23 protein-coding genes, 2 pseudogenes and 1 riboswitch are annotated in these 24,750 nt (G+C 64.6%); of the genes and pseudogenes, 11 read left to right on the top strand and 14 right to left on the bottom strand.

Going from position 1 to position 24,750, the window contains the following annotated elements; translation table 11 throughout:
• Positions 1-64 precede the first annotated feature (64 nt).
• Positions 65-1,426, top strand: a complete 1,362-nt coding sequence (locus L0D18_RS01980; RefSeq protein WP_243027021.1) for a cobyrinic acid a,c-diamide synthase CobB — start codon at positions 65-67, stop codon at positions 1,424-1,426.
• Between the two features lie 38 nt (positions 1,427-1,464).
• On the opposite strand, the gene sat is transcribed toward L0D18_RS01980, so the two are convergent.
• The 7 genes and pseudogenes from sat to L0D18_RS01945 all read right to left on the bottom strand — a co-directional run bounded on the left by sat (position 1,465) and on the right by L0D18_RS01945 (position 7,823).
• Positions 1,465-2,514, bottom strand: coding sequence for a sulfate adenylyltransferase (sat, locus tag L0D18_RS01975; RefSeq protein WP_243027020.1), 1,050 nt, complete (start codon positions 2,512-2,514; stop codon positions 1,465-1,467).
• Positions 2,515-2,517: 3 nt separating this feature from the next.
• Complete coding sequence (gene cobA, locus L0D18_RS01970) at positions 2,518-3,246, bottom strand: uroporphyrinogen-III C-methyltransferase (protein ID WP_243027018.1); 729 nt, start codon at positions 3,244-3,246, stop codon at positions 2,518-2,520.
• Complete coding sequence (locus tag L0D18_RS01965) at positions 3,239-3,979, bottom strand: sulfite exporter TauE/SafE family protein (RefSeq protein WP_243027017.1); 741 nt, start codon at positions 3,977-3,979, stop codon at positions 3,239-3,241. Before L0D18_RS01965 ends, cobA begins: the two co-directional genes overlap by 8 nt.
• On the bottom strand, positions 3,980-4,648 hold the full coding sequence (locus L0D18_RS01960) for a phosphoadenylyl-sulfate reductase (RefSeq protein ID WP_243027016.1): 669 nt from the start codon (positions 4,646-4,648) through the stop codon (positions 3,980-3,982).
• Positions 4,636-5,296, bottom strand: a pseudogene (locus L0D18_RS01955) (precorrin-2 dehydrogenase/sirohydrochlorin ferrochelatase family protein). Before L0D18_RS01955 ends, L0D18_RS01960 begins: the two are co-directional and overlap by 13 nt.
• Positions 5,293-6,051, bottom strand: coding sequence for a uroporphyrinogen-III synthase (locus L0D18_RS01950; protein ID WP_243027014.1), 759 nt, complete (start codon positions 6,049-6,051; stop codon positions 5,293-5,295). The pseudogene L0D18_RS01955 and the gene L0D18_RS01950 overlap by 4 nt, the downstream one beginning before the upstream one ends.
• Positions 6,052-6,071: 20 nt before the next feature.
• A complete protein-coding gene (locus L0D18_RS01945) occupies positions 6,072-7,823 on the bottom strand; it encodes a nitrite/sulfite reductase (protein ID WP_243027013.1) in 1,752 nt (583 codons plus the stop codon).
• Positions 7,824-8,014: 191 nt separating this feature from the next.
• Positions 8,015-8,124: riboswitch (TPP riboswitch) on the top strand.
• 97 nt (positions 8,125-8,221) lie between these two features.
• Between L0D18_RS01945 and thiE the strand changes: the two genes are divergently transcribed.
• The 6 genes from thiE to thiD are packed head-to-tail and all read left to right on the top strand — an operon-like array spanning position 8,222 to position 12,846.
• Positions 8,222-8,842 (top strand): thiamine phosphate synthase, encoded by a 621-nt coding sequence (gene thiE, locus L0D18_RS01940; RefSeq protein WP_243027012.1) that lies wholly within the window; start codon positions 8,222-8,224, stop codon positions 8,840-8,842.
• Positions 8,829-9,023 (top strand): sulfur carrier protein ThiS, encoded by a 195-nt coding sequence (thiS, locus tag L0D18_RS01935; RefSeq protein ID WP_243027011.1) that lies wholly within the window; start codon positions 8,829-8,831, stop codon positions 9,021-9,023. Before thiE ends, thiS begins: the two co-directional genes overlap by 14 nt.
• Positions 9,024-9,809, top strand: a complete 786-nt coding sequence (locus tag L0D18_RS01930; RefSeq protein WP_243027009.1) for a thiazole synthase — start codon at positions 9,024-9,026, stop codon at positions 9,807-9,809.
• The gene (locus L0D18_RS01925; RefSeq protein WP_243027007.1) at positions 9,806-10,756 is read left to right on the top strand and encodes an NAD(P)/FAD-dependent oxidoreductase; all 951 of its coding nucleotides are present in this window, start codon (positions 9,806-9,808) and stop codon (positions 10,754-10,756) included. Before L0D18_RS01930 ends, L0D18_RS01925 begins: the two co-directional genes overlap by 4 nt.
• Complete coding sequence (gene thiC, locus L0D18_RS01920; protein WP_243027006.1) at positions 10,753-12,060, top strand: phosphomethylpyrimidine synthase ThiC; 1,308 nt, start codon at positions 10,753-10,755, stop codon at positions 12,058-12,060. Before L0D18_RS01925 ends, thiC begins: the two co-directional genes overlap by 4 nt.
• Positions 12,061-12,069: 9 nt before the next feature.
• On the top strand, positions 12,070-12,846 hold the full coding sequence (thiD, locus tag L0D18_RS01915) for a bifunctional hydroxymethylpyrimidine kinase/phosphomethylpyrimidine kinase (protein WP_243027004.1): 777 nt from the start codon (positions 12,070-12,072) through the stop codon (positions 12,844-12,846).
• A 1-nt stretch (position 12,847) separates the two neighbouring features.
• Here thiD and L0D18_RS11945 read toward each other — a convergent pair.
• The 4 genes and pseudogenes from L0D18_RS11945 to L0D18_RS01900 form a co-directional block, all read right to left on the bottom strand.
• Positions 12,848-12,937 (bottom strand): annotated as a pseudogene (locus tag L0D18_RS11945) (gluconate 5-dehydrogenase); the annotation flags it as partial.
• Positions 12,938-12,991: 54 nt separating this feature from the next.
• Positions 12,992-13,441, bottom strand: coding sequence for a MaoC family dehydratase (locus L0D18_RS01910; protein WP_243027043.1), 450 nt, complete (start codon positions 13,439-13,441; stop codon positions 12,992-12,994).
• 14 nt (positions 13,442-13,455) lie between these two features.
• On the bottom strand, positions 13,456-14,598 hold the full coding sequence (locus tag L0D18_RS01905) for an acyl-CoA dehydrogenase family protein (RefSeq protein ID WP_243027002.1): 1,143 nt from the start codon (positions 14,596-14,598) through the stop codon (positions 13,456-13,458).
• Complete coding sequence (locus L0D18_RS01900) at positions 14,585-15,160, bottom strand: TetR/AcrR family transcriptional regulator (RefSeq protein WP_243027001.1); 576 nt, start codon at positions 15,158-15,160, stop codon at positions 14,585-14,587. The genes L0D18_RS01905 and L0D18_RS01900 overlap by 14 nt, the downstream gene beginning before the upstream one ends.
• Before the next feature lie 164 nt (positions 15,161-15,324).
• Here L0D18_RS01900 and fbp point away from each other — a divergent pair, with 164 nt between their 5' ends.
• Positions 15,325-16,416: a fructose-1,6-bisphosphate aldolase/phosphatase gene (gene fbp, locus L0D18_RS01895; RefSeq protein ID WP_243027000.1), complete on the top strand. Its 1,092-nt coding sequence runs from the start codon at positions 15,325-15,327 to the stop codon at positions 16,414-16,416.
• Positions 16,417-16,486: 70 nt separating this feature from the next.
• On the top strand, positions 16,487-18,076 hold the full coding sequence (locus L0D18_RS01890; protein ID WP_243026999.1) for a gamma-glutamyltransferase family protein: 1,590 nt from the start codon (positions 16,487-16,489) through the stop codon (positions 18,074-18,076).
• A gap of 275 nt (positions 18,077-18,351) precedes the next feature.
• On the opposite strand, the gene L0D18_RS01885 is transcribed toward L0D18_RS01890, so the two are convergent.
• Both L0D18_RS01885 and L0D18_RS01880 read right to left on the bottom strand, forming a co-directional pair.
• Positions 18,352-19,554 carry a thiolase family protein gene (locus L0D18_RS01885; RefSeq protein ID WP_243026998.1) on the bottom strand — a complete coding sequence of 401 codons (1,203 nt, stop codon included), beginning with the start codon at positions 19,552-19,554 and terminating at the stop codon, positions 18,352-18,354.
• Positions 19,555-19,680: 126 nt separating this feature from the next.
• Positions 19,681-21,657: a thioredoxin domain-containing protein gene (locus tag L0D18_RS01880; RefSeq protein ID WP_243026997.1), complete on the bottom strand. Its 1,977-nt coding sequence runs from the start codon at positions 21,655-21,657 to the stop codon at positions 19,681-19,683.
• Positions 21,658-21,743: 86 nt separating this feature from the next.
• Between L0D18_RS01880 and L0D18_RS01875 the strand changes: the two genes are divergently transcribed.
• Both L0D18_RS01875 and L0D18_RS01870 read left to right on the top strand, forming a co-directional pair.
• Positions 21,744-23,501: a tetratricopeptide repeat protein gene (locus L0D18_RS01875; protein WP_243026996.1), complete on the top strand. Its 1,758-nt coding sequence runs from the start codon at positions 21,744-21,746 to the stop codon at positions 23,499-23,501.
• A gap of 33 nt (positions 23,502-23,534) precedes the next feature.
• A complete protein-coding gene (locus tag L0D18_RS01870) occupies positions 23,535-23,789 on the top strand; it encodes a hypothetical protein (RefSeq protein WP_243026995.1) in 255 nt (84 codons plus the stop codon).
• A gap of 15 nt (positions 23,790-23,804) precedes the next feature.
• Here L0D18_RS01870 and L0D18_RS01865 read toward each other — a convergent pair.
• A partial coding sequence (locus tag L0D18_RS01865) for an RNA-guided endonuclease InsQ/TnpB family protein (RefSeq protein WP_243026994.1) occupies positions 23,805-24,750 on the bottom strand: 946 nt, incomplete at its 5' end.

The following is a 24,750-nucleotide window of genomic DNA, read 5'->3' as shown; positions in this document are numbered from 1 at the left end:
TTCCTGGAAACAGCCCAGCAGGAGGCGGCTCGGCTCCTCCGAAACCTCTCCCCCAGCTAAGGGCATGGAGCGTATCCCCCGCCTGGTCCTGGCTGCCCCCCACTCGGGGGCGGGGAAGACCACGGTGGCCCTGGCCCTTATCGGGGCCTTAGGGGAAAGGGGCCTAAGGGTTCAGCCCTTCAAGGTAGGGCCGGACTACATGGACCCCACCCACCTCGGTCACGGGCGAAGCCCGTACATTGGGGCGGCCTCGGGCCGCAAGGTGTACAACCTGGATGGCTTCTTCCTGGATGGGGAAGGCCTCCTCGCCCTCTTCCAGCACGGGGCCAGGGGAGCGGACCTGGCCCTGGTGGAGGGGGTGATGGGCCTCTTTGACGGAAAGGACCCTTGGGGCAAGGTGGGTTCCACGGCCCAGGTGGCCAAGCTCCTTCAGGCCCCTGTGGTCCTGGTGGTGGACGCCTCCGCCATGGCGGGCTCCATCGCACCCCTGGCCGAGGGCTTCCGGCGCTTTGACCCGGAGGTCCGGGTGGTGGGGGTCTTCGCCAACCGGGTAGGCGGGGTACGGCACGCCGAACTCCTGCGGGAGGCCCTTGTCCGGGTAGGCCTGCCCCTTTTGGGCTGGCTTCCCCAGGACCCTGCCTTGGAGATTCCCGAGCGGCACCTGGGCCTGGTGCTGGCGGGGGAGGTGGAGCCTCCCCTTAAGGCCCTTGTCCAGGCGGCGACCTTGGATCTCGAGGGCCTCCTCCGCCTGGCCCAAGAGGCGGAACCCCTTCCCCAAGTGCCTCCTTTCTTGCCCGAAAGCCACCCCCCCCAGGTGGCCGTGGCCTACGCCTGGGACCAGGCGTTTCGCTTCTACTACCCTGAGGGCCTGGAGCTTTTGCAGGCCTTGGGGGCGGAGCTCATTCCCTTTAGCCCCCTTCAGGACCCCGCCTTGCCCAAGGCCCAGGCCCTTCTTTTAGGAGGTGGCTACCCGGAGCTCTTTGCCCAGGAGCTTGCGCAAAACCAACCCCTGCTGGAAGCCATCCGCGGGTTCCCAGGCCCCGTCGTGGCCGAGTGCGGAGGGTACATCTACCTCTCCCGAGGCCTTTGGATAGGGGACAGGTTCTTCCCTATGGTGGGCCTGGTCCCTGGGGAAGCCCGCATGGGCCAGGGACCGGTCCTGGGCTACCGGGAGGTGGAGGCCTTAAGGGGCAATCCGCTAGCCCAAAAGGGCGAGGTTCTCAAGGGGCACGAGTTCCACTATGCCCGCATGGAACCTTCCATGAGCCCCGCTTGGCGGCGGGTGGGAGGGCAGGGGGTGGAGGGCTACACGGATGGCCGCATTCTGGGAAGCTTTGTCCACCTCTATCTCCCTGCCAGGCCGGAGGGAGCCCGGAGGTTTCTTGCTTGGGCAAAGGAGGGCCCCGGTTCCCCTCGAGGTTCCTGAAGGGGGTTGGATATCCCTGCCGAAAGCGGTTTCTGGGCCTAGATTCCTTCTCGGAGGATGGGTAGGAGCTCTGGCCGCACCAGCTCGGGGGGCGGGGTCTTGCCTTCCCTTAAAAGGGATCGCACCATGGTCATGCTGATGCTTAGCCGCTTGTCCCGGTGCGCTTCTGGACAGGTTCTTTCCGAGGCCATGCCCCCACAGACCAGGCAGTGGAAGACCGCCCCCACCTTGATGATCTCGATTCCCAGGGGGGGAAGCTGGTCAAAGATGCGGTGAGCAGCGTAAGGATTGTAAAAATCCCCGACCCCTGCGTGGTCCCTACCCACCAGGAAGTGGGTGGCCCCGAAGTTCTTGCGCACCAGGGCGTGGAAGACCGCCTCCTTAGGCCCGGCGTAGCGCATGGGGGTGGCGAGGCCAAAAAGGGCTACCCGATCCCGGGGTAAGAAACCCTCGATGAGGGCCTGGTAGGCCTTCACGATCACCCCTGTGGGGAAGTCGTCCTCCTTCTTAGCCCCCAGGATGGGGTGGACCAGGACGCCATCGCCCAGCTCCAGCCCCAGCCGGATCAGATACTCGTGGGCCCGGTGGGGGGCGTTGCGGGTTTGGAAGGCCACCACCTTCCGCCAACCCTTTCGTTGGAAAAGGCCCCGCACCTCGTCCGGGGTTTTTTCCAGGGCCCCTCGAGGCCTCCAGGCCAGAACTTCCACCCTTCCTCCGAGGGCGTAGGAGCCTTTGCTTAAGAGCCTCCTCACCCCGGGATGGACCTCGCTTTCCGTACCGAAGACCTGACGGGCCAAAGCCTTTAGGTCCAGTTCGTAGGCTTCCTCCACTTCCAGCGCAGCTACCGGTCTCCCCCTGTGCACCAAGACCACCCGTTCCCCCTTACCCATCCGGGGCTTCTCCCGGAGCTGAAGGAGAATGGGAATGGTCCAAACCTCCCCCGAGGGAAGCCGCATCTCGTAGGCCACGGAGAGGGCTTCCTCCTGGGTCATAAAGCCATGCAAGGGGTGGAAGGCCCCCGTGGCCAGGTTCTCCAGGTCTAACCTCTCGTCCTCACCAATTTCCACCTGGGGTAGGGTTGTCTCCATCTTCTAAACCTCCACCTTCGCCAGGGATGCCGAGGCCTCCTTGGTGCATGGTCTGAAGAGCCTCACCACTTCCCCCAGCACCCATACCGCTGGAGCGGTAATCTCCACCTTCCCCGCTGCCACCTCCTTCAGGGTGGCCCATACCTTCCTCTCCTTTAGGGTGGTGGCCTCCATGACGAACAGGCCGGGTTCATCCGCCCTCCTCCCCAGCCGGATGAGCTCTTGGGCGATCCAGGCCCGCCTTTTCACCCCCATGAGGACCACCAGGGTGGGCACGTGGATGAAGGGGCTGAGGTCTGGGTACCCACCCCCATCCAAAACGCCCGAGACCACGGCGAACCCTGAGCTCAGGCCGCGGTGGGTGAGAGGAAGCCCCGTGGCCAACACGCTGCTCACCCCTGGTACCACCTCCACCTCCACCCCATGGGAAGCTAGGAAGAGGGCTTCCTCTCCGCCTCTACCGAATACGAAGGGATCCCCGCCCTTGAGCCGGACCACGAAGGGAAAGGCCTGGGCGTAGTGAAGAAGGAGGCGGTGGATGGCCTCTTGCTTGTGGCTTTCCCCCTGCCCCTTTCCCACATCTACCTTTTTCCCGCCTATCAAGGAGAGGACCCTCTCGTCCAAGAGCCGGTCGTGCAGAACCACAGGGGCCTCCCTTAGGAGCCGGTAGGCCTTCAGGGTGAGGAGCTCCGGGTCCCCTGGCCCAGCCCCCACCAGGTAGACCCTACCCATGGGCCACCCCCCGGTAGACCAGCTGGGCGCCGATGAAAAGGAGCCAGATTAGAAGGGCAACCCGGAAGGGTTCCTTGGGGACCCTGGTGGCCAGGAGGGCTCCCAGTATAGCCCCCACCACCCCGCCCATGCTTAGGGGAAGGAGGGTTTCCGAGTCCACCTGGCCGAAGTGCAGGTGGACTCCGCCGCCCACTAGGGCCAGGGCCAGGCCATAGAGGATGTCCGTGCCCACCACCTGCTGGGGGGTAAGCCGAGTGGCGTAGAGGAGAAGGAGGGTGCCAAGCGCCCCGGCTCCCGCGGAGGAAAACCCTACCTCGAGGCCGATCCCGAAGGCAGCCGGAGGCAGGAGCCAGGGCTTTTTCCTGGCCGTGGATAGGCGGACGAGGGTGCGGTACAGGGCAAGCCCAGCCGAGAGGACCACGGTGAGCCCCACCAGGAGAAGGACCAAATCCCTAGCGCCCTTGAGGTGGACGAGTAGCAGGCTGCCCAGAAGGACACCGGGGAGCCCCCCCACAAGAAGGAGGCCGAGGGCGTTTGCCGAGACCTGGCCCCGTGAAAGGTAGACGAGCCCGGCCGGGACCTTTACGAGAAAACCGAAGAGCAACGCGGTGCCCACCGCCACCTCCGGGGGCAGGCCCAAGGCCAGGATGAGGAGAGGGGCGGTTACGGTGCCGGCTCCCACCCCGGTAACCCCGATGGCGAAAGCGATGAGGAAGCCCAGAAGCAAGGCCATCTACTCCTCCTTGCCATGCAGGTGGATGCCGCACTCCAGCTTCCCCTTGCCCGCCCAGCGGCCGGAGCGGGGGTCCTTGGGGTCCAAGGGCTTGGCCGTGCAAGGGGCACAGCCGATGGAGAGATAACCTTGGTCGTAAAGGGGGAGGTAGGGGAGGTCAGCTACAGCCAGGTAGGCAAAGACCTCCTTTAGGGTCCAGTCGTATAGGGGGCTTACCTTCCTCAGGCGGTGGCCGCTGGGGAGGATGGCCTCCTCTAGAGGCTTCAGATTGGCCCGGGTGGGGGATTGTTCCCGCCTGAGGCCTGTAAACCAGGTGTCGTAGCCCTCCAGGGCCTGGAAAAGGGGTTCCACCTTGCGCATTTGGCAGCAACGGGCTGGATCGGTCTCGTAAAGCTTCCCGTAGAGCTTCTCCTGCTCCTCCCGAGAGAGATTGGGAGTGAGGTTGACAAGCCGGAAGCCCAGCCGTTCCCTTAGCTCATCCCGGTAGGCGTAGACCTCGGGGAAGTGGTAGCCGGTGTCCAGGAAGAGGACGGGAACATCGGGCCTTTCGCCTAGGAGGAGGTGTAGCATTGCCACATCCTCTGCCTGGAAGCTGCAGGTGAAGCAGGGAGCCTGGCTACCGGCTAGCGCCTCCTGGATGATGGCCTTTGCCGCCTCTACCTTGTCCATGCCCTAGCCCTCCCTTAGCGCTTCTTCCACCTTGGCTTTGGCCCTATCCAGACCCTTTTCCGGGTCCAGGTCCAGCTCTTCTAAGACTAGGTCTACGATGCGGTACCAAAGCTGCCTGCGTTCAGCGAAGTCCGGGATTTGCGCTATCCTGGGCCTTAGGCTCCGCAGGTAGGCCACGACTTCCCCGTACTCCCTCCCCCAAAGGTTCCCCAGGCGCTCCTTAAGCCGCACCGCTAGGGCCGGGGCAGCACCGGAGGTGGAGAGGGCCACCACCAGTTCCCCCCTCCTCAGCACGGCCGGGAGGATGGCGGTGGCGTTTTCCGGGTCGTCCACGGCTACAAGGAATACCCTTCGCCTTTCCGCCTCCGCCTTAACCTGGGGGTGTATGGACCTATCCTGGGGATGGCTCACCACCAGGTAGAACCCCTCTAGGTCACCTTCCCGGTAAGCCCGGGGAATCCAGCGAATCCTACCCTCCCTCGCCATGGCCGCCAGGCCATGGCGGTCCGGGCCCGTTGCCTCGGCCAAGACCGTGACCCGGGCCTGGGCCTCCAGGAGGGCTCTTAGCTTGGCCTCCGTCTCCGGCCCGCCAGCGATGAGGAGTACGGGCCTATCCCTTAGGTCCAGCATGAGGGGGAAGTAGGTCATACCACCTCCCGCAAAGCGCGCAAAAACCCTTGCAACATGCTTCCCAGCCTTTCCTGTTGGTCCACGTAAAACGGAGCTACCCCCCATTCCCTTAGGGCATCCGCGGTAACCCTGCCCACGGCAACAGCTCTCACCCCTCGCCGAAAGGCTTCCTTAAGTCCTTCTGGATTCCTAGCTCCTTCAAAGAGGAACTCCACCTGGATGGCGGCCACAAAGGCTACCGCATCCACCCCACCGGCAAGGATGCCCTCCTCCAAAAGGTGGATGCCCTTGGGGTCCGGCAGGTGGCGGTAAGGCATGAGGGAAAGGACACGGTAGCCCTTTTCTTCCAGGACCTTTTCCAGAAGGGGGAGGGGCTTGCCGTAGAGCTGGAGGGCAGCTGCCCCGGGCCCTTCGGGAAGCAGGGGGACGAGGCTTAGGCTGGTGCCGTCCCCCACCCCGTGGGGAGGATGCCCCAGTTCCCTTAGGGTCCTGGCCGCCTTGGTTCCCCGGGCTAGGCGGTGGGCTCGGCGCAGGCTACCCTCGAGGTCCAGCCCTAAAGCCCTTCCCCCCTCCAGGAGCTCCCTCACACCCACCCCGGTGGTGGCCAGGAACAGGTCTACCCCTGAGGCCAGCCGCCAAAGGGCATCCCAGTACTCGGGCACGGGTACCTTCTCCGTGGCCTGCACGGGGAAAAGGAGGGGGGTGAAGCCTAGCTTTTTCGCTAGGACCTTGAACTCCTCCCTCCTCCTGAAACCGGTATAGGCCAGTCGCATGCCCTTGCCTCCCGGTTACGCTATACGGCGCACTCTCCCCGCCCCAGGCTCACCTGGAAAACCTCCCCTTCCGCTCCCAGATCCTCGTAGAACCCCGGGGCCTCCTCGTAAGGGGGGATCTCCTGAAGATCGGCCAGAAGGGGCTTGAAGGAGGCTACCCCTACCCGGTCTAGGAAGGCTTGGAAGTTTTCCCCCTCCTGCCGTTCCTGCTGGTAGCGCCTAAGGATCCTTTCCACCGCCTCTGGAGTGCGCCTCGCGGGAATGCGGGCCACGATCTGGCCGAAGCGAGCTTCCCCTTCCCGAGTGCGCCCGCCCAGGAGCAGGGTGTAATGGGGAACCTCCCTCTCCCCCACCTTGCGGCTGGACCCATAGAAGCCGATGTCGGCGATGTGGTGCTGGCCGCAGGAGTTTGGGCAGCCGGAGATCTTCATGGCGATGGGTCTTAGCCCGGGGTCGCGGACCAGGGGAAGGTTTGCCAAGTGGGCCTCGAGGGCTTGCGCCAGGCCCCGGGAGTGGGTGATGGCCAGGTTACAGGTATCGGCCCCGGGGCAGCGGGTGATGTCCAGGATGGTATGGGCCTGGGGAGAGGCTAGACCGGCCTGCAAAAGGGCTTCGTAGAGCCCGCCCAAGGCTTCCTCCGGCACAAAGCGGAGGAGGAGGTTCTGGCTGATGGCGCTTCGCACCTCGCCGGCATAGGTTTCGGCGATTGCCGCCAGGGCCCTAAGCCCCTTGGGTGTGATGTCCCCCAAGGGGAGGCGAACGGTGACGGTATAGTACCCCTCCTGCTTCTGGCGGAAGAGGTTGGTGCGGCGCCACTCGTCAAACCCCGGGGCAAAGGAGAAGGGTTTTCTTGGGGGGGAGGGTAGGGGAGGAGGCGAGGAGTCCTGGGGCGGCTGCCAGGCCTTGAGATCCTCCCCGCTGGCGGTTAACTTCACGATGCGCCTTTCCTCCCGCACCGCCTCGCGAAAGGCGGCGATCCCCCACTTCTTGACCAGGAACTTAAGCCGGGCCTGGGTTAGGACCTTGCGGTTGCCATGGCGGTCAAAGAGGCGGAGAACGGCTAGGATGGTGGGGAGAAGGTCCTCCTCTGGGGTGAAGGGCTCCAAGGGCTCGGCGCTCATGGGAGCAGCCCCCAGGCCCCCACCCACGTAGAGGCGGAAGCCTCTTTTGCCCCCCTCCAACGCCGCCACCGCTCCAATGTCGTGGATGGGGGTGCGGGCGTGGTCGGTGCCGCATCCCTCAAAGGCGATCTTGAACTTACGGGGCAGGTTCTGCCCCACGGGGTGGCGGAGGAAGTAGCGGTAGGTGGCCTCGGCGTAAGGGGTCACGTCGAAGGGTTCCTCGGGGGAGACCCCGGCAAAGGGGCAGCAGGTGATGGCCCGGATGGAGTGGCCGCAGGCCTCGCGGGTGGTGAGGCCTACCCGGTTTACCTTGCGCAAAAGCTCCGGTAGGTACCTGCGGTGCACATGGTGTAGCTGGACCGCCTGACGGGTGGTCACGTGGGCCAGGCGGTTCTCTGCGTACTGCTCGGCCACCTCCGCCAAGACCCTTAGCGCCTCCGGGCTGATCCGCCCCGCAGGAAGCTTGATGCGGACCATATGATGCTCGGGCCTACCCCGGATGCCGTAGATGCCGTTTTTTAAGCGGTAGACCCTGAAATCCTCAGGGTCTTCCTCCCCCGCCTCGAGGCGGGGGATCATGGCCTCCAGGTAGCGGATCTCCGCTTCCGCCTGGTTTAGGCTCCTTCCTTTCTCAAACAAGGTCTCGCCCATTGCGCCTCCTTCCCCCGAAAGGGGGCTGGCGGCATAGTATACCATTGAGTCTATGAAAGTCAAGGGTATGTGCGAGGATCCATGGGGGTAGACCATAAGCTCTCCCATAAGCATCTGCTTGGCAGGGGAGGCCTCGGGGTGTCAGAGGATTCCGCGAGCGGGACCCCACGCCTCGGGCATGCTATAATCAAAGGGCAGGCTAGGGGTGCCCCAAGCGAGGGGCTGAGAGCTGGGTCTCTCCCAGCAACCCTTAGAACCTGATCCGGGTAATGCCGGCGGAGGGAAGCCTATGCGGAGGAAACCTCACCACAATTCGCTGCCCCTTCCTCGGAGCGCTTGGGCTCGGACCCCTCGCCTTTTGCATTAACCCGGGCTGAACGCGCCGAGGAGGTGGAAGCTTGCTGGGAAGGCTTTATTTGGTGGTAACCCCTAGGCCCGGTTGGTCCTTTGGGGAGATCTTAGACCGCACGGAAAGAGCCTTGGCGGGCGGGGTAGAGGTGGTGCAGCTCCGGGCCAAGGACTGGGAGGCCAGGCCCATCCTGGAGCTAGGGGAAAGGATGCTCTCCCTAGCCCGGCGCTACGGGGCGCCCTTCTTCCTCAACGACCGGCCGGACCTGGCGGCCCTCCTGGGAGCCGATGGGGTGCACCTGGGGCAGGGGGACCTTACACCCCAGGAAGCCCGTCGCTTTTTCTCCGGCATGGTGGGCCGCTCCACCCACGCCCCTGAGCAGGCCCGGAAAGCCTTGGAGGAGGGTGCCGACTACCTCTCCGTGGGGCCGGTCTGGGAAACCCCCACCAAGCCGGGAAGGCCCGCCGCCGGCCTGGCCTATGTGCGCTGGGCCAGGGAAAACCTTCCGGAAAAGCCCTGGTACGCCATCGGCGGCATCACCCTGGAGAACCTGGACGAGGTTTTGCAAGCCGGGGCAAGCCGGGTGGTGGTGGTGCGGGCCATCCTGGATGCGGAAAACCCGGAAAAGGCAGCGCGGGCTTTTCGGGAGAGGCTTTATGGTGTGGCTTAACGGCGAGGCCAAGCCCTTGGAAGGAAAGACGCTTAGGGAGGTCCTGGAGGAGCTGGGTGTGGAGCCATCCCGGGTGGCGGTCTTGCTCAACGAGGAGGCCTACCCGGGGCGGGAGCTTCCCCACCGCGTCCTGAGGGAAGGGGATGTGGTGGAGGTGGTCACCCTCATGCAAGGAGGCTAGATGGACACCTGGAAGGTAGGGGATACCGAGCTTAAAAGCCGCCTCATCCTGGGCTCGGGCAAGTTCAAGGACTTTGGGGTGATGCGGGAGGCCATTAGGGCTTCAGGGGCCGAGGTGGTCACCGTGGCCATCCGCCGGGTGGAGGCCAGGATGCCCGGGCATGTGGGACTCCTGGAGGCCCTGGAGGGGGTTAGGCTTCTCCCCAACACCGCCGGGGCCAAAACCGCGGAGAAGGCCCTTAGGATTGCCCGGTTGGGCCGGGTCCTCACGGGGGAGAGGTGGGTGAAACTGGAAGTGATCCCCGATCCCAGCTATCTCCTTCCCGACCCCCTAGAGACCCTGAAGGCGGCGGAAAAGCTTCTGGAGGAAGGTTTCACGGTCCTCCCCTATATCGGCCCCGACCTGGTCGTGGCCAAGAGGCTTGCGGCGCTGGGCACGGCCACGGTGATGCCCTTGGCGGCCCCCATCGGCTCCGGCTGGGGGGTGCGGACCCGAGCTCTTTTGGAGCTCTTTGCCCGGGAGAAGGCCTCCCTTCCCCCGGTGGTGGTGGACGCGGGGCTGGGCCTACCCTCCCATGCGGCGGAGGTGATGGAGATGGGCCTGGATGCGGTACTGGTCAACACCGCCATCGCCGAGGCCAAGGACCCCGTGGCCATAGCCGAGGCCTTCCGCTTGGCGGTGGAGGCGGGGAGGAAGGCGTACCTGGCGGGGCCCATGCGGCCCAGGGAGGGGGCGAGCCCCTCGAGCCCCACGGAGGGCGTTCCGTTGGGAGGGGTTAGCCGGTGAAGGCGGACGCCATCGTGGTGGGGGCCGGCATCATCGGGGCCCTGGCGGCCTATGAGCTTCGGAAGCGGGGGCTTTCCGTCCTCCTCCTGGATGCCGGCAAGGAAGGGGCCGCCACCCTGGCCAGCGCGGGCATGCTGGCCCCCTACCCCGAGGGGCTTTCCGGGGAGGTGCTTCAGGCCGCCCTCTTGGGCCTGGAGTACTACCCCATCCTCATGGAGGACCTTAGGGGTTGGGGCTTAGAGGTGGAGGCGGGCTTTTCCGGTACCCAGGTGGTGGCCCTCACCCAGGGCGAGGAGGAGGCCTGGGAGGCCAGAGAACCCCTTTCCTACCCGGTGCGAGGTGGAAGAAAGGTGCGCACCTTCCCCGGGGGATACGTGCATCCCAGAAGGCTACGGGAGGCCTTGCTGAAGGCCCTGGCCTCCATGGACACCCCTCTTATCCAGGCGGAGGTGGAAAGGGTGGAGCCGGGGCGGGTCCAGGGGCGGGGCAGGGAAGGGGCGTTTTCCGCCCAGGCCAGGCGCACCCTCCTGGCGGTGGGGGCCTGGGCCGGGCGGTTTGGCCTTAGGGTGCGCCCCCTAAAGGGGGAGGCCCTGGTCCTGGTGGGGCCTCCTGAGGCCCAGCCCCCTCAGCCCCTTTTTGCCGGGGAGGGTTATCTCCTCCCCCGGGAAGGGGGGGTGTACGTGGGGGCCACCAGCCGGGAAGGGTGGGCCCCAGGGGTGGACCTCTTTGGGCTACGGTGGCTTGCAGACTACGCCCATGAGCGCTTTCCAGAGCTGGAAGGGGCGCGCTTTAGGGAAGCCCTTTGGGGGTATAGGCCGGTGGGGGAGCTCTTCGTGGGCCAGGTGGAGGAGGGCGTATGGGCGGCGGTGGGCCACGGGAGGAATGGGGTCCTCCTGGCCCCTTGGACGGCCAAAAGGATTCTGGAACTCATGGGGGTGGAACCATGACCCAGCTGGAAGCGGCGAGAAAAGGCATCGTCACCGAGGAGATGGCCTATGTGGCCGAAAAGGAGGGGGTTTCCCCGGAAGTGGTGCGGGAAGGGGTGGCTTCGGGCCGGATCGTAATCCCCCGGAACCCCAACCACCGCACCCTTAAGGACTTCAAGGGGATCGGGGAGGGGCTTAGCGTGAAGGTGAACGCCAACCTGGGCACCTCCTACGATTACGTGAACCTGGAGGAGGAGGTGGCGAAGGCCCAGGTGGCCATCCGCTATGGGGCGGATACCATCATGGACCTCTCCACGGGAGGGGACCTAAGGGCCATAAGGGAGCGGATCCTCGAGGTGGCCACGGTCCCCTTGGGTACCGTGCCCATCTACGAGGCGGAGTTCCGCGCCGCCAGGAGGAAGAGCTTCTTTGACATGTCCGCGGACGAACTCTTCCAGGTGATTGACGAGCACGGGAAGCAGGGGGTGGACTACATCACCGTGCACGTGGGGGTGACCCTGAAGAACCTGGAGGTCTACCGTCACACAGAGCGCACCACGGGGATCGTGAGCCGGGGCGGGGGGCTCCTGGCCGCCTGGATGCTGAAGCGGGGGGAGGAGAACCCCCTCTACGCCCGCTTTGACGACCTCTTGGACATCGCCCGCACCTACGACATGACCCTTTCCTTGGGGGATGGCCTCAGGCCCGGTTCCCTGGCGGACAGCACCGACCGGGCCCAGATGGCCGAGCTCCTCACCATTGGGGAGTTGGTGGAAAGGGCCCGCCGGGCGGGGGTGCAGGCCATGGTGGAGGGGCCTGGGCACATCCCCTTGAACGAGGTGGCCACCAACGTGCAGATCCAAAAGAAGCTCACCGGCCACGCTCCCTTCTACATCCTGGGCATGCTCCCCGTGGATACCACCGCCGGCTTTGACCACATCGCCGGGGCCATCGGCGGGGCCTTGGCGGGCTGGATGGGGGCGGATATGCTCTGCTACCTCACGCCGGCGGAGCACCTGGGCCTCCCCACCCCAGAGCACGTAAAGGAGGGGGTGATCGCCTTCAAGATCGCCGCCCATGCCGCCGACGTGGCCCGGGGGAACCCTCGGGCTTTGGAGCGGAACCGCCTCATGTCCGAGGCCCGCTACCGCCTGGACTGGGAAGGCCAGTTCGCCCTCTGCCTCTATCCCGAGGAAGCCCGGAGGCTCAAGGAGGAGCGGGGCTCCAAGACCAAGGCCTGCAGCATGTGCGGCCCCTTCTGCCCCATGAACCTGGTGGAGGCGGTCCTTAAGGGGCGGGCCCGGATGGAACTGCCCGTGGGTTAGGGGTAGGGTGTGCGGGTAGCCCTTACCATAGCTGGCTCGGACTCCGGGGGCGGGGCCGGGGTGCAGGCAGACCTTAAGACCTTCTTCCGCTTCGGCGTCTATGGCACCAGCGCCCTCACCCTGGTGACGGCCCAGAACACCCTGGGAGTACAAAGGGTGGAACTCCTGCCCCCCGAGCTGGTATACCAGCAGATCCAAAGCGTGGCCGAGGACTTTCCCATCCACGCCGCCAAGACGGGGGCTTTGGGGAGCGCCGCCATCGTGGCGGCTGTGGCCCAAGGGGTGGAGCGCTACGGGATCCACCCCTTGGTGGTGGACCCGGTGATGGTGGCCAAAGGGGGGGACCCCCTGCTTGCCCCCGAAGGGGTTCGGGCCCTTAAGGAGCGGCTCTTCCCCCTGGCCGCCCTTGTCACTCCCAACCGCCTCGAGGCGGAAGCCCTCCTGCAAAGGCCCATCCCTACCCTAAGGGAGGCGGAGGAGGCGGCAATGGCCCTTCTCGCCCTTGGCCCCAAGGCCGTGCTTCTCAAGGGGGGCCATTTTGCAGGGGCGGAGGCCGTGGACCTCCTGGCCACGCCAAGGGGCATCCTGGCCTTCCGTGCCCCCCGTATCCCGACCCGAAACACCCACGGCACGGGGTGCACCCTCTCGGCCGCCATCGCTGCCCTCCTCGCCCTGGGAAAGCCCTTGGAAGAGGCGGTCGCCGAGGCCAAGGCCTACCTCACCCGGGCCCTGGAGACCGCCCCCGGCCTGGGGCGCGGGCACGGGCCCCTGAACCACTTCGCCTAGCTTAGAGGGCTGTGGCCCCCCTGTCTATGGGAAGCACCACCCCGGTGATGTAGTCCGAGGCGGGGCTGGCCAGGCAGAGCACCACGCCTCCCTTGGAGGGACTCCTTCCGCACCGGTAGCCGTACCCTCGGCCTTGCCCGGCTCGCTATACCTGGGGCTTTCTGCGGACCAGGGTGACAAACTCCCCCTCCTGTACCACCTCGCCCCGCTGGTTCAGGACCCGCACCCGCTGAACCACCACACCCCGGTCCGGCTTGCTGGTCTCATGCTTCTCCAGGATCTCGCTCTCCCCCCTCACCGTGTCCCCGATGAAGACGGGCTTTAGGAACTTGTAGTTACGGATCCCCATCCAGGCGATGATGGTGCCCTCAAAGTGCCCGCTTCGCTGTCGGAGGCCGGTGAGCATGGAAAGCACCAAGAGCCCATGGGCGATGCGCTGGCCGAAGGGGGTCTCCTTGGCGAACTCGGCATCGGTGTGGATGGGGTTGTAATCCCCGGAGACCCCGGCAAAGTTGACCACGTCGGCCTCGGTTACCGTGCGGGCCGGGGTGGTAAAGCGCTGGCCTACCTCAAAATCCTCAAAGTACATGGGCATCCCCATCACCTCCCTTAACCTTCCCCGAAGGCCTTGATCCCGGTGAGGTGCGCCCCGATGACCAGGGTCTGCACCTCGCTGGTCCCCTCGTAAAGGGTGAGGATGCGGGCGTCCCGGTAAAGCCGGGCCACCTCGTACTCCTCAAAGAAGCCGTAGCCCCCGTGGACCTGGATGGCCCGGTAGGCCACGCGGTTGGCGGCCTCCGAGGCGAAAAGCTTGGCCATGCTGGCCTCTAGGGTATACCGCTGCCCTTTGAGCTTTTTGGCCACCGCTTGGTAGGTGAGGAGCCGGCTGGCTTCCAGGTCCAGCTTCATCTGGGCCAGGTGGGCCTGGATTAGCTGAAAACTGGCGATGGGCCGGCCAAATTGCCGCCTCTCCTGGGCGTAGCGCAGCGAAAGGTCCAGGGCCCTTTGCATGAGCCCCACCGCCCCGGCCGCCAGGGAGATCCGGCCCGTGTCCAAGGTGGAAAGGGCGATTTTGAAGCCCTGCCCTTCCCCTCCCAGAATCCGGTCCTTGGGAATGCGCACGCCTTCCAGAAAGACCATCCCGGTGTCCGCCGCCCTAAGGCCCAGCTTCCCCTTTAGGGGTGTGGTCCGCACCCCGTCCTCTCGCTCCACCAGAAAAGCGGTAATGCCCCTACTGCCCTTTTGGGGTTCCGTCTTGGCGAAGATAAGGAAGACCTGGGCCACGTTGGCGTGGGAGATGAAGGTCTTTTGCCCTTCCAGAACGTAATAATCCCCATCCCGGTAAGCTCGGGTGCGCAGGCTTCCCGCATCCGACCCCGCTTCGGGCTCCGTGAGGCCGTAGGCCCCGAGGATCTCCCCTCGGGCCAGGCGGGGAATGTAGCGCTCCTTCTGTTCCCCCGTGCCGTAGGTGAGAAGGGGGGTAAGGACCAGGCTCTGCTGTACGGAAAGGATAGATCGTAAGGAAGCGTATCCCCCGAGCTCTTCCAATAGGGCCACGTAGGCCCAAAAGTCTAGCCCGGCTCCTCCTAGCTCCTCGGGCACGAAAACCCCTAAGAAGCCCAGCTCTCCCATCCGCTTCGCCAGAGGCCAAGGGAAAGCTTCCTCCTCCTCGTACTTGGCCAAAGCGGGCCCCGCCTCTTCCAGGAAACGCCTTGCCAACTGACGGATTTCCTTGTGTTCAGGCACTTCCATCTTCTAACCCCCTCAGGATGAGCTCAAAGTAGAACCTGGCCACCTCCTCCGCCCGCAAGGGCCCGCCTGGGCGGAACCAGCGGATCATCCAGTTCAGGAGGGAGAGCACGGCCCGTCCCGCCAGGGCCACGTCCACTTGGCGGAAGACCCCGGCTTCCATGCCCCTTTGGAGGAGGGTGCGCACCATTTCCTCGTACCGGTCGCGCAGGGCGATGATGGGCCTTTGCTTTTCCGGGGAGAGGCTTTGCAGGCCCTGGAGCATGGTGACGAAGAAGGGCCGGTTTTCCTCAAAGAACCGGGCGTGGCCCTCCATGAAGCGGAGCAGGGCCTCCTTGGGGTCGGAAACGGCTAGGGCCTTCTTGCCCTCGAGGAGGAGTCCTTCCAGGGCCTGTTGGCTGATCTCGTAAAGGACCTCCTCCTTGCTTTGGAAGTGGTGGTACAGGGCCGCTTTGGAAAGGCCTAGGGCCTCGGCCAAGTCCTGGACGCTGGTGGCCTCATAGCCCTTTTCCGTGAATAGCCGGGCGGCTTCTTCCAGGATGCGGTCGCGGGTGGCGGTTCCCATATCTCACCAACCGGTCGGTAAGGCCACTCTACCGCCAAGAGGCTGGGGGTGTCAAGGCCCAAGCCATCGCGATTCCACGTTTCCAGATGCCCATCTGGCTTGCAAACCGGGACCTTGCCAAACCCTATATAAATGTGGAAACATGGAAATGACCGGAGGTACTTATGAAGGTTACCCTCAGCGTGCTGAAGGCGGACATCGGCTCCATCGGAGGCCACACCCTACCGAGCCGCAAGGTGTTGGCCCAGGTGGAAGGAGTGGTTCGGGAGGCGGTGGGCCGCTTGCTCTTGGACGCCCACGTGTTTCACATAGGGGACGACATCGTCCTCCTCCTATCCCACGCCCAAGGTCCGCGAAACCCTGCTGTCCACGAGCTGGCGTGGAAGGCGTTTCAGGAAGGTACCCGGGTTGCTAAGGAAGAGGGCCTTTACGGGGCTGGGCAGGATCTTTTGAAGGACGCCTTTTCCGGTAACCTCCATGGCCTTGGGCCCCAGGTGGCGGAGATGGAGTTTGAGGAACGCCCTGCCGAGCCGTTCATGGTGCTGGCAGCGGATAAGACCGAGCCTGGGGCTTTCAACCTGCCCCTTTACCTGGCCTTTGCCGATCCCATGTACTCCTCTGGGCTTCTGCTTTCCCCCGATCTGCGCCCCGGTTTTCGCTTCCGCATCATGGACTTGGCCCAGACGGAAAGGGATAGCTATATCGTTCTTGACGCTCCCGAGAGGCTCTACGACATCGCCGCTCTGCTTCGGGATTCCCACCGGTTTGGGATAGAGTCCATTTGGTCCCGGCGCTATGGGGAAATCGCTGCCGTGGTGAGCACCACCCGCTTGCGCAACATCGCCGGGCGCTACGTGGGTAAGGACGACCCCGTGGCTATCGTCCGTACGCAGAAGATCTTTCCCGCCACGGAGGAGTTTGGCCCCCCCTTTGCCCTGGCCCCCTTCGTGGCCGGGGATACTCGGGGAAGCCACCACCTGCCCCTGATGCCGGTAAGGGCCAATACCCCCGCCTCCACCTTCTTCTGTGTACCCATGGTGTGCGGGTTGGCCTTTTCCCTTAAGGAGGGGCGGTTGTCTGAGCCGGTGGACCTCTTCGCGGACCCGGTTTGGGATGCCGTACGGGCTAAGGCGGTGGCCAAGGCCCAGGAGATGCGCCGCCAGGGCTTCTACGGGCCCGCCATGCTGCCCATGGAGGAACTGGAGTACACGGGCATTGCCGAGCGCCTTAGGGAGTTGGAGCGGGAGTTTTCTTAGGGCCTCGTGGGGACGCTGGGGGGCGTGGGCCCTTCGCTTGGAGAGGGGTAGACTTGCGGAGGAGGAATCCATGGACCTCACCTACTACCCCTATCCTTCCCGTCGGCACGTGGTCTTGGGCCGGCGGGGAGCGGTGGCCACCAGCCAGCCCCTGGCGGCCCTGGCAGGGATGGAGATGTTCCTAAAGGGAGGCAATGCCGTGGATGCTGCCATCGCCATGGCGGCTACGCTCACGGTGGTGGAACCCACCAGCAATGGCCTTGGGGGAGACCTTTTCGCCATGGTGTGGGATGGGAGGCTCCACGGCCTTAACGCCTCGGGGAAAAGCCCCCTGCGCCTTACCCCCGAGCGGATTCCCGAGGGGGGGATGCCGGAAAGGGGCTGGCTCCCGGTGACGGTGCCGGGGGCGGTCTCGGGATGGCGGGCGTTACACGAGCGCTTCGGAAGGCTTCCCTTTCCGGAAGTCCTTTCCCCAGCTATTCGTTACGCGGAAGAAGGTTTCCCCGTGGGCCCGGAAACGGCCCGGGCCTGGCGGCGGGCGGAGGAGATCTTCCTTCCCCTTAAGGGCCCTGAGTTCCAACCTTTTCAGGAGGTTTTCTTCCCCCAAGGCCGGGCGCCTGGGGCGGGAGAGGTGTGGGGAAGCCCCGGGCATGCCCAAACCCTAAGGGAGATCGGGGAGAGCTATGGGGAAAGCCTTTACCGGGGGAGGTTGGCGGAGGCCATTGCCAGCTTCAGCGAGGCCACTGGGGGTCTCCTTAGCCTCGAGGACCTCGCCTCCCATGAGCCGGAATGGGTGGAGCCCCTTTCCTTGGACTACCGGGGCCTGACCGTGCACGAGCTTCCCCCCAACGGGCAAGGGATTGCCGTTCTTCTGGCCTTGGCCATCCTGGAGGGATTTGACCTTAAGCCGGAGGATCCCTTCAGTTACCATCTGCAGATTGAGGCCATGCGTCTAGCCCTAGCCGATGCCTTCCGCCACGTGGCCGACCCCCGGTTCCTGGAGGTGGACCCAAGGGCCATGCTTTCTCCTAGCTACGTGGCGCAAAGGCAAAGGCTCATCGGGGATAGGGCCTTGCCGCAGGTGCTGCCCGGGCTCAGGCCGGAGGGAACCGTGTACCTGGCGGTGGCGGATGGGGAGATCCTGGTTTCCCTGATCCAGTCTAACTACCAGGGGTTTGGGGCGGGTATCCTCGTTCCCAAGACGGGTGTGGCCTTGCAAAACCGGGGCTTGGGGTTTTCCTTAGAGGAGGACCACCCCAACCGGGTGGGGCCGGGGAAGCGTCCCTACCACACCATCATCCCGGGGTTCCTGACCCAGGAGGGGAACCCCTTAGGCCCCTTTGGGGTCATGGGGGGGTATATGCAGCCCCAGGGGCATGTGCAGGTGGTGGTGGGCCTTGCGGATTTTCGCCTAAATCCCCAGGCGGCCTTGGACCGGCCGCGTTGGCAGGTGGCCTCGGGTAGGGGAGGGGAGGGTGAGGTGCTTCTGGAGCCTGGGATACCCCTTAGCACGGCCCTCTTCCTAAAGGACTTGGGCCACCGGGTGCGGTATGAGGTGGAGGCCAGCGCGTTTGGCCGGGGGCAGGTGGTGCTTAGGTACGGGGAGTCGTGGGTGGCGGCCTCGGATTGGAGGGCTGAGGGGATGGCCTTGGCGTGGTGATGCTGTGGGGAGGAAAAGCACAAGCATTGCTAATCGTGATATCATTCACATAATAGCCCCTCCAAAGTCCCCTACCCTTTCCTTCTGGTCCGTTTCCTAAGCGCCACCGGAATGACGCCTATCCAAGGGCTCTTTCCGGGACCCTCAGCTGGGCGCGACCCAGGGGGCCATCATACCCTTTTCTCGTGTTTCGTTCCCCGAGTTCCACTGAGATGCCACCTATCCAAGGGCTTTTCCGGGGTCCCCACCCTGGCTTAAGCCAGGGTGGGGTAGCATCAGACCTTCTCCACCACCACGGCAATCCCTTGGCCCACACCGATGCACATGGTGGCCAGACCGATTTCCACTCCCCTCCTTCCCATCTCGTGGAGGAGGGTGGTGAGGATCCGGGCTCCCGAGGCCCCCAAGGGATGGCCCAAGGCGATGGCCCCGCCGTTGGGGTTCAGGCGGGGGTCCTCCATGTCCAGGCCCCATTCCCGCAAGACCGCTAGGCTTTGGGCGGCGAAGGCCTCGTTGAGCTCAATCAGGCCGATGTCCTTCAGGGTAAGCCCCGCCCGGTCCAGGGCTTTCTTGGTGGAGGGTACAGGGCCAATGCCCATGATCCTCGGGGGAACCCCGGCTACCGCGATACTCTTGATCCTGGCTAAGGGCCTGAGGCCATGGGCCTTGGCGTAACCGTCGGAGACCAGGAGGACAGCGCTAGCCCCGTCGTTAAGGGGACTAGAGTTGCCCGCGGTCACCGTTCCCCCTTCCCGGAAGACGGGTTTCAGTTGGCCCAGCCTTTCCAGGGAAGTATCCCGCCTGGGGCCTTCGTCCACGGAAACCAAGGCCTCTTCCTTGCCCCGTTTTACCGGTACGGGGACCACCTCCTCGTAAAAGCGCCCTTCTTCCCAAGCCCGAATGGCCTTCTGATGGGAGAGGAGGGCAAAGCGGTCCTGTTCTTCCCTGGGGATCTGGTACATCTCCGCCAGGTTCTCCGCGGTTTCCCCCATGCTCTCCGTGCCGTAGAGGGCCTGCATCCTGGGGTTTACCAGGCGCCAGCCCAAGGTGGTGTCGTACATGACCGTGTTGCCCGTGGGAAAGGGCTTCTCCGCCTTGGGCACCACAAAGGGGGCCCTGGACATGGACTCCACCCCGCCCCCGATGTAGACATGCCCCTCCCCCGCCCAGATGGCCCGGGCGGCTTGGGCGACGGCCTCGAGGCCCGAGCCGCAAAGGCGGTTCACGGTACAGCCTGCCACCTCCACGGGAAAGCCTGCCAGGAGAAGGGCCATGCGGGCCACGTTGCGGTTGTCCTCCCCGGCCTGGTTGGCGCAGCCGGCGTAAACATCCTCCACGGCCTCCTTGGGTACCCCGCTTCGCTCCATGAGGGCGGAAAGGACATGGGCCAGGAGGTCATCGGGGCGCACCGTGGCCAGGGCGCCCCCGTGCTTGCCGATGGGGGTTCTCAGAGCTTCTACAATCCAGGTTTCGGGCATGGGGCCTCCTTACCGACCGTTCGGTAATAGCTTAAGGGGCGTGGGCGGTGGAGTCAATACATTTGATGAGAGAAAGTTCACGGGTGGGCTTAATCGTGAAGCTAAGCACTAATCTACTTCCCCAATCTACTTCCCCACGTACACCGCCCCAAGCTCTTCCCACAAAGCCTCCACACTCTCCGCAGGCAAGCGGCAGCTTCCCTCACGGCACAGGTAGGCCCTCCCTGGTTCCCGCCCTGCCAGGCTGGGAAGGGCCTCAGGAGGACCGCTCACCAGCTGGGTAAGGGGCAGGTAAAGCCCCCGCACCACCCCTAAAAGGGGTGAGGGGATGGGAAGGGCCAGCTCCGTACCCTCCAAAAGCAGGCGGTGGACTAAGAGGAAGCCGGGAAGGGCCTGGGGGTAGCGCTCCAACCACAGGGCCACCTCCTCCAAAAGGGCCTGGGCCCGCTTCCGGTAGTCCCCGCCAAAGACCGCGTGTAGCCGCCAAAGGGCCTCGGCCAGGGCGCTTGCCCCGGAGGGGAGGGTGGTTTCCTCCACGTCCCGGGTGGGGAGGGGAAGGAGGGTTTGGGCCTTAAGGCCACCTTCCCGAAAGTGGGTCCAAGCAGCCTCCGCCAAGTACCTTGCCCGCTCCAGGTAAGGCCACTCCCCGGTGGCGGTATAGATCTCCAACAGGGCCAGGGCGGCAAAGCTCTGGTCCTGGAGGAAGGCCTCCTCCCCCAGGCATCCCGCCCGCCACACGTGCCGCAAAAGACCTTCCCGGTGCATACCCGTAAGGAGAAAGTGAGCCCCCCTCCGCGCCGCCATCAGGTAACGGTCATCCCCCAAAAGCCTTCCCCCTTCCGCCAGGGCCCGCACCGCCAAGCTGGACCAGTCGGCCAGGACCTCGTCGTCCAAGCCTGGGGGCATGCGGTGCCGCCTTAGGGCCAAAAGCTGGGCCAAAACCCCCTCCCGCCAAGCGGCAAAGCCTTCTCCCAGCAGGCCCTTCACCTCCTCCTCGCCCCAAGCGGTGAGGACGTACCTAGGGGACCCGTCCTTACCCGTGATGGGAAAGGCGCTTTCCAAGGCAAAGTACCGCTGGGCCAAGGGGTAATCCTCGCCCAAGGCCCCTTCCAGCTCCTCTAGGCTCCAGGTATAGTAACGCCCTTCCTCCCCCTCGCTTTCCGCATCCAGGGCCGTATAGAACCCCCCAGCCCGATCCTGCATGGACAGGATCCAGTCCAGGGTCTCCCGGGCTACCCGCAGGAAGAGGGGCTTGTCAAAAACCCGGTAGGCTCCCAGATAAACCCGGGCCAGAAGGGCGTTATCGTAGAGCATCTTCTCAAAGTGCGGCAGGTACCAGCGCCGGTCCACGGCGTAGCGATGAAATCCGCTGCCCACCTGGTCGTACACCCCACCCAAAGCCATGCCCTCGAGGGTTTTGCGCACCATCCGCCTTGCCCCCTCCTCCCCCCGCCAGACCAGGGGTAAAAGGTAGAGGAGGAGGGCTCCTTGGGGGAACTTGGGTGCCGGCAAAAACCCGCCCCATTCGGGGTCAAAGGAGGACCCTAGGGCCTGGAGGGCCTTGGCCTCCGCCTCCTTGGGTACCGGCCCAGGAGGGGGGGTAAGGCTTCGCCATAGGGCTTGGGCAAGGCGCTCGGCTTCCCCTTCCACCTCCACCCGCCTTGCCTGCCAGGCTTCGGCCACCGCCAGGAGGACCCGCTTGAAGCCGGGCAGGCCCGCCCGATCCTCCTTGGGGAAGTAGGTGCCCCCGAAAAAGGGTTTGCCCTCTGGGGTGAGGAAGAGGCTCATGGGCCAGCCCCCCTGGCCGGTGAGGCTCACTAGGGCCTGCATGTAGGCAGCGTCCACGTCCGGCCGCTCTTCCCGGTCCACCTTCACCGGCACGAAGTAGCGGTTGAGAAGCTCCGCCACCTCGGGGTCCTGAAAGGACTCCCGGTGCATCACGTGGCACCAATGGCAGGCGCTGTAGCCCACGGAGAGGAAGAGGGGCTTCCCTTCCTCCTTGGCCAGCATGAAGGCTTCCTCCCCGAAGGGGAACCAGTTCACGGGATCCTCCGCGTGTTGCAGAAGGTAGGGGCTTAAAGAGCCCCGGAGGCGGTTGGCCATGGTTAAAGCCTAGCCCCATTGGAGCCTTCGGGTAGGTTACCACCTTACAAAACCTCCCTGGGCTTTACAGGGCTTAACATGGAGGCATGCTCCGGGTACTGGGGGGGCTCCAGCTGGAGGGGCATACCTTCCACCGCCCCAAGCCCCTGCTCCTCCTGGCCTACCTGGTCCTGGAAGGACCTAAGGCCCGGCGCCACCTAGCGGAGCTCTTTTGGCCCGAAGCCCAGGACCCCCTGAATAGCCTTTCCGTGGCCCTTACCCAGCTCAAGCCCCTGGGGGTGGTGGAGGGGGGAGAGGTGCTCAAGGCCCGGGTTGCCACCGACCTTCAGGCCCTCCGCCTTGCCCTTAAGGAGGGGCGCCTAGGGGAGGTCCGACGCCTTTACCGGGGTACCTTTCTGGAGGGCGTGGAGCTACCCTTGGGCGAGGAGCTGGAGGAATGGGTCTGGTCCACCCGGGAAAGGGTGGCCCTGGAGGTCTACGGGGCCTTTGCCCAGCAGGCCCGGGCCTTCTACCTCCTGGGGCTTCCCGAACGGGGCAAGGCCCTCTTGGAGGAAGCGCATTCCTTGCCTGGAGTCCGCTGGGCGGTGGAGGGAGGGGAAGAGGGCTTCCAGCCACCACCGCCCCTGTCTAAGGAGGCCCGCAAAGCCTTTTTTGGCCTGTATTTCCGCCCTCAAGAGGCGGTGGAAGCCCTGGGAATTCCGGTGGCCCTGCTGGAGCTTCTCCAGGAGGAGGATCTCGTGGGGGAGGGGGGCAGGGCCATTCCCTTGGAGGGCCTTCCCCGAGGGGATAGCCTGGACCGGGGCGCCCTTCAGCACCTCCCCCTCGAGGCCCAGGAAGCCGCCCTCCTTTTGGCCCGCCGCCTACCTCTAAAGGAGGCCCTCCCCCTTTACCTCCTGGCCCGGCCCCTTTGGGGGACGGAGGACCACGAACGGGCAGGGAAGGGTCTCCTAGGGGAAGTGCGCAAGCTCATTTTGGAAAATCCCCACCTGGGACTGGAGCTTTTGGCCGCACTGCCTGGAAGGCCGGAGGTGCTCCTCCTCCGCTCCCGAATCCTAGAGAGGCTGGGGCGCTACTGGGAGGCCCTCGAGGCCCTGGAGGGTACGGAGATGCGTCAGAGGGACCTCCAAAGTGAGGTAGCGGCAGTGCGGGGCAGTATTCTCTTCCGCCTAGGCCAGGTGGAGGCGGCCATGAAGGAGGCGGAGCTGGCCCGCCAAGGAAGCCCCTGGGCCCAGGGGGAGGCCTTGAACCTGGAGGGGCTCATGGCCCTAAGCCACGGCCGGTTTGCCGAGGCTGCGGAGCTTTTCGCCCGGGCAGCGGTCCGCTTCCTGGCGGCGGGGGAGGTGGCCCGGCAAGTGGACGCCCTCAACAACCGGGCGGTGGCCCTCTTTGAGGCGGGCCGTTCAGAGGCAGAAAGGGTTTTCGCCGAGGCCCTGGAAGCGGCGGGGGACACCCCTCTCCTTCGAGCCCGGGTGCTCCTAAACCTGGGGGTGGTGCGGGAACGGCAGGGCCGCCCCGAGGAGGCGGAGGCCCTCTACCAGGAGGCCTTGCGCCTGGCGGAGGAGGCGGGTGTGCTGGAAGCCCTGGGCCGGGCCTGGAACAACCTAGGGGCGCTTTACCACCGTCAAGGGCAAAGGGAAAAGGCCGAAACGGCCTACCGTAAGGCCCTGCTTTTGGCCAAGGAAGGCCGGGACTGGATGCTCACCGCCGCGGTGCTGGCCAACCTGGCCGAGCTGAGGCAGGACCCCGCGACCCTCCAGGAGGCCATCGCCCTCCTGGAGGAGGCCCGTTACACGGTGCTGGCGGAAAGGTACCGGAAGCGGATGGAGGCGTTCACCCAGCGTTAAGGCCCTGTTCAACCCCCCTGGGCTAAAAGGAGGTTGGCGGCGAAAGGGGAAGCCGCCAAGGAGGTGAAGGACATGCTCAGGAAGGCGCTTTTGGCTGTGACCTTGGCCCTGGGGTTCCTGGTGCCCGCCCTGGCATGGGGTGGGAAGGAGGGGCACTCCCTGAACTATTACGCCGGGGGCTTCTACGTGTACGGGCACGCCTCAGGGGAGGAGGGGACCTTCTTAGGCCGGTACACTGGGGGCTTCTTCGTCTATAGGTTCGGGTACACGGGCGGCTTCTTCGTTTAGTGACGACTCCCCGCTCTAAAGAGCGAGGCTTCTCGGTTCCGGGTATAGACCCGTAGCCGAAGGCCCCGGCAAGGTAGCCTTTCGGCTGACCCAGGCCTTAGCCAAGATGTTCACTGCCGCTGCCACGTCCCGATGGAGAAGAGCCCCACAAGAAGGACATTTAAACTCCCTGACCCACAGGGGCTTCTTCTCCCGGTGACCACAGACAGGGCAGTCTTGGCTTGTGTACTTGGGGTCCACCCCGATGACCCGCCTACCAGCTTCCGCCGCTTTGTAGGCAAGGATTTGGAGAAACTGTCCCCACCCTGCGTCAAGTACCCCTTTGGCAAGGTAGGAACCGGATAAACCGTTTATGTTTAATTCTTCATGGACAATGGTGCCATAGCGGTTTACAAGCCTCCTGGCAAGCTTGTGGTGGAAGTCTTTGCGCTGATTGGCAACCTTGCGGTGCAGTTTGGCAAGCCGTCTTTTGGCCTTCTTGTAACGGTGGCTACCCCTTTTCTTTCGGGAGAGCTTCCTTTGGGCTTTAACAAGCTTTTCCTGGGCCTTCTGATAGTACCTGGGAGCTTCTACCATCTCCCCGTCGGAGGTAACGAGGAAGTGAGGGTTGGTGCCCAGGTCTATGCCAATGGCTTCATGGCTTTCGGGCAAGGGTTTAGGGTCCACTTCACAGACAAAGATGATGTACCAGTCATCCCCTTCCCGCTTTACCGTAGCCGTCTTGATCCTGCCTTCCAGAGGTCGGTGAAGTTTCACCTTCACCGACCCAACACCGTAGATGAAAACCCGTTTGCCGTCCTTCTGAAGTTTGACCCCGGTAGTTCCAGCTTGGGGAAAGGTAAAGGAGTCGTAGCGTCCTTTTCCTTTGAAGCGGGGGTAACCGGGTTTTTGTCCCTTCTTGACCCTCCGGAAGAAGCCCTGGAAAGCCCTATCTACCTTCTGTATAACATCCTGTAGGACC

The organism is Thermus albus (assembly GCF_022760855.1).
Lineage (GTDB): Bacteria > Deinococcota > Deinococci > Deinococcales > Thermaceae > Thermus > Thermus albus.
This window is presented reverse-complemented; position numbering and strand designations above follow the sequence as displayed.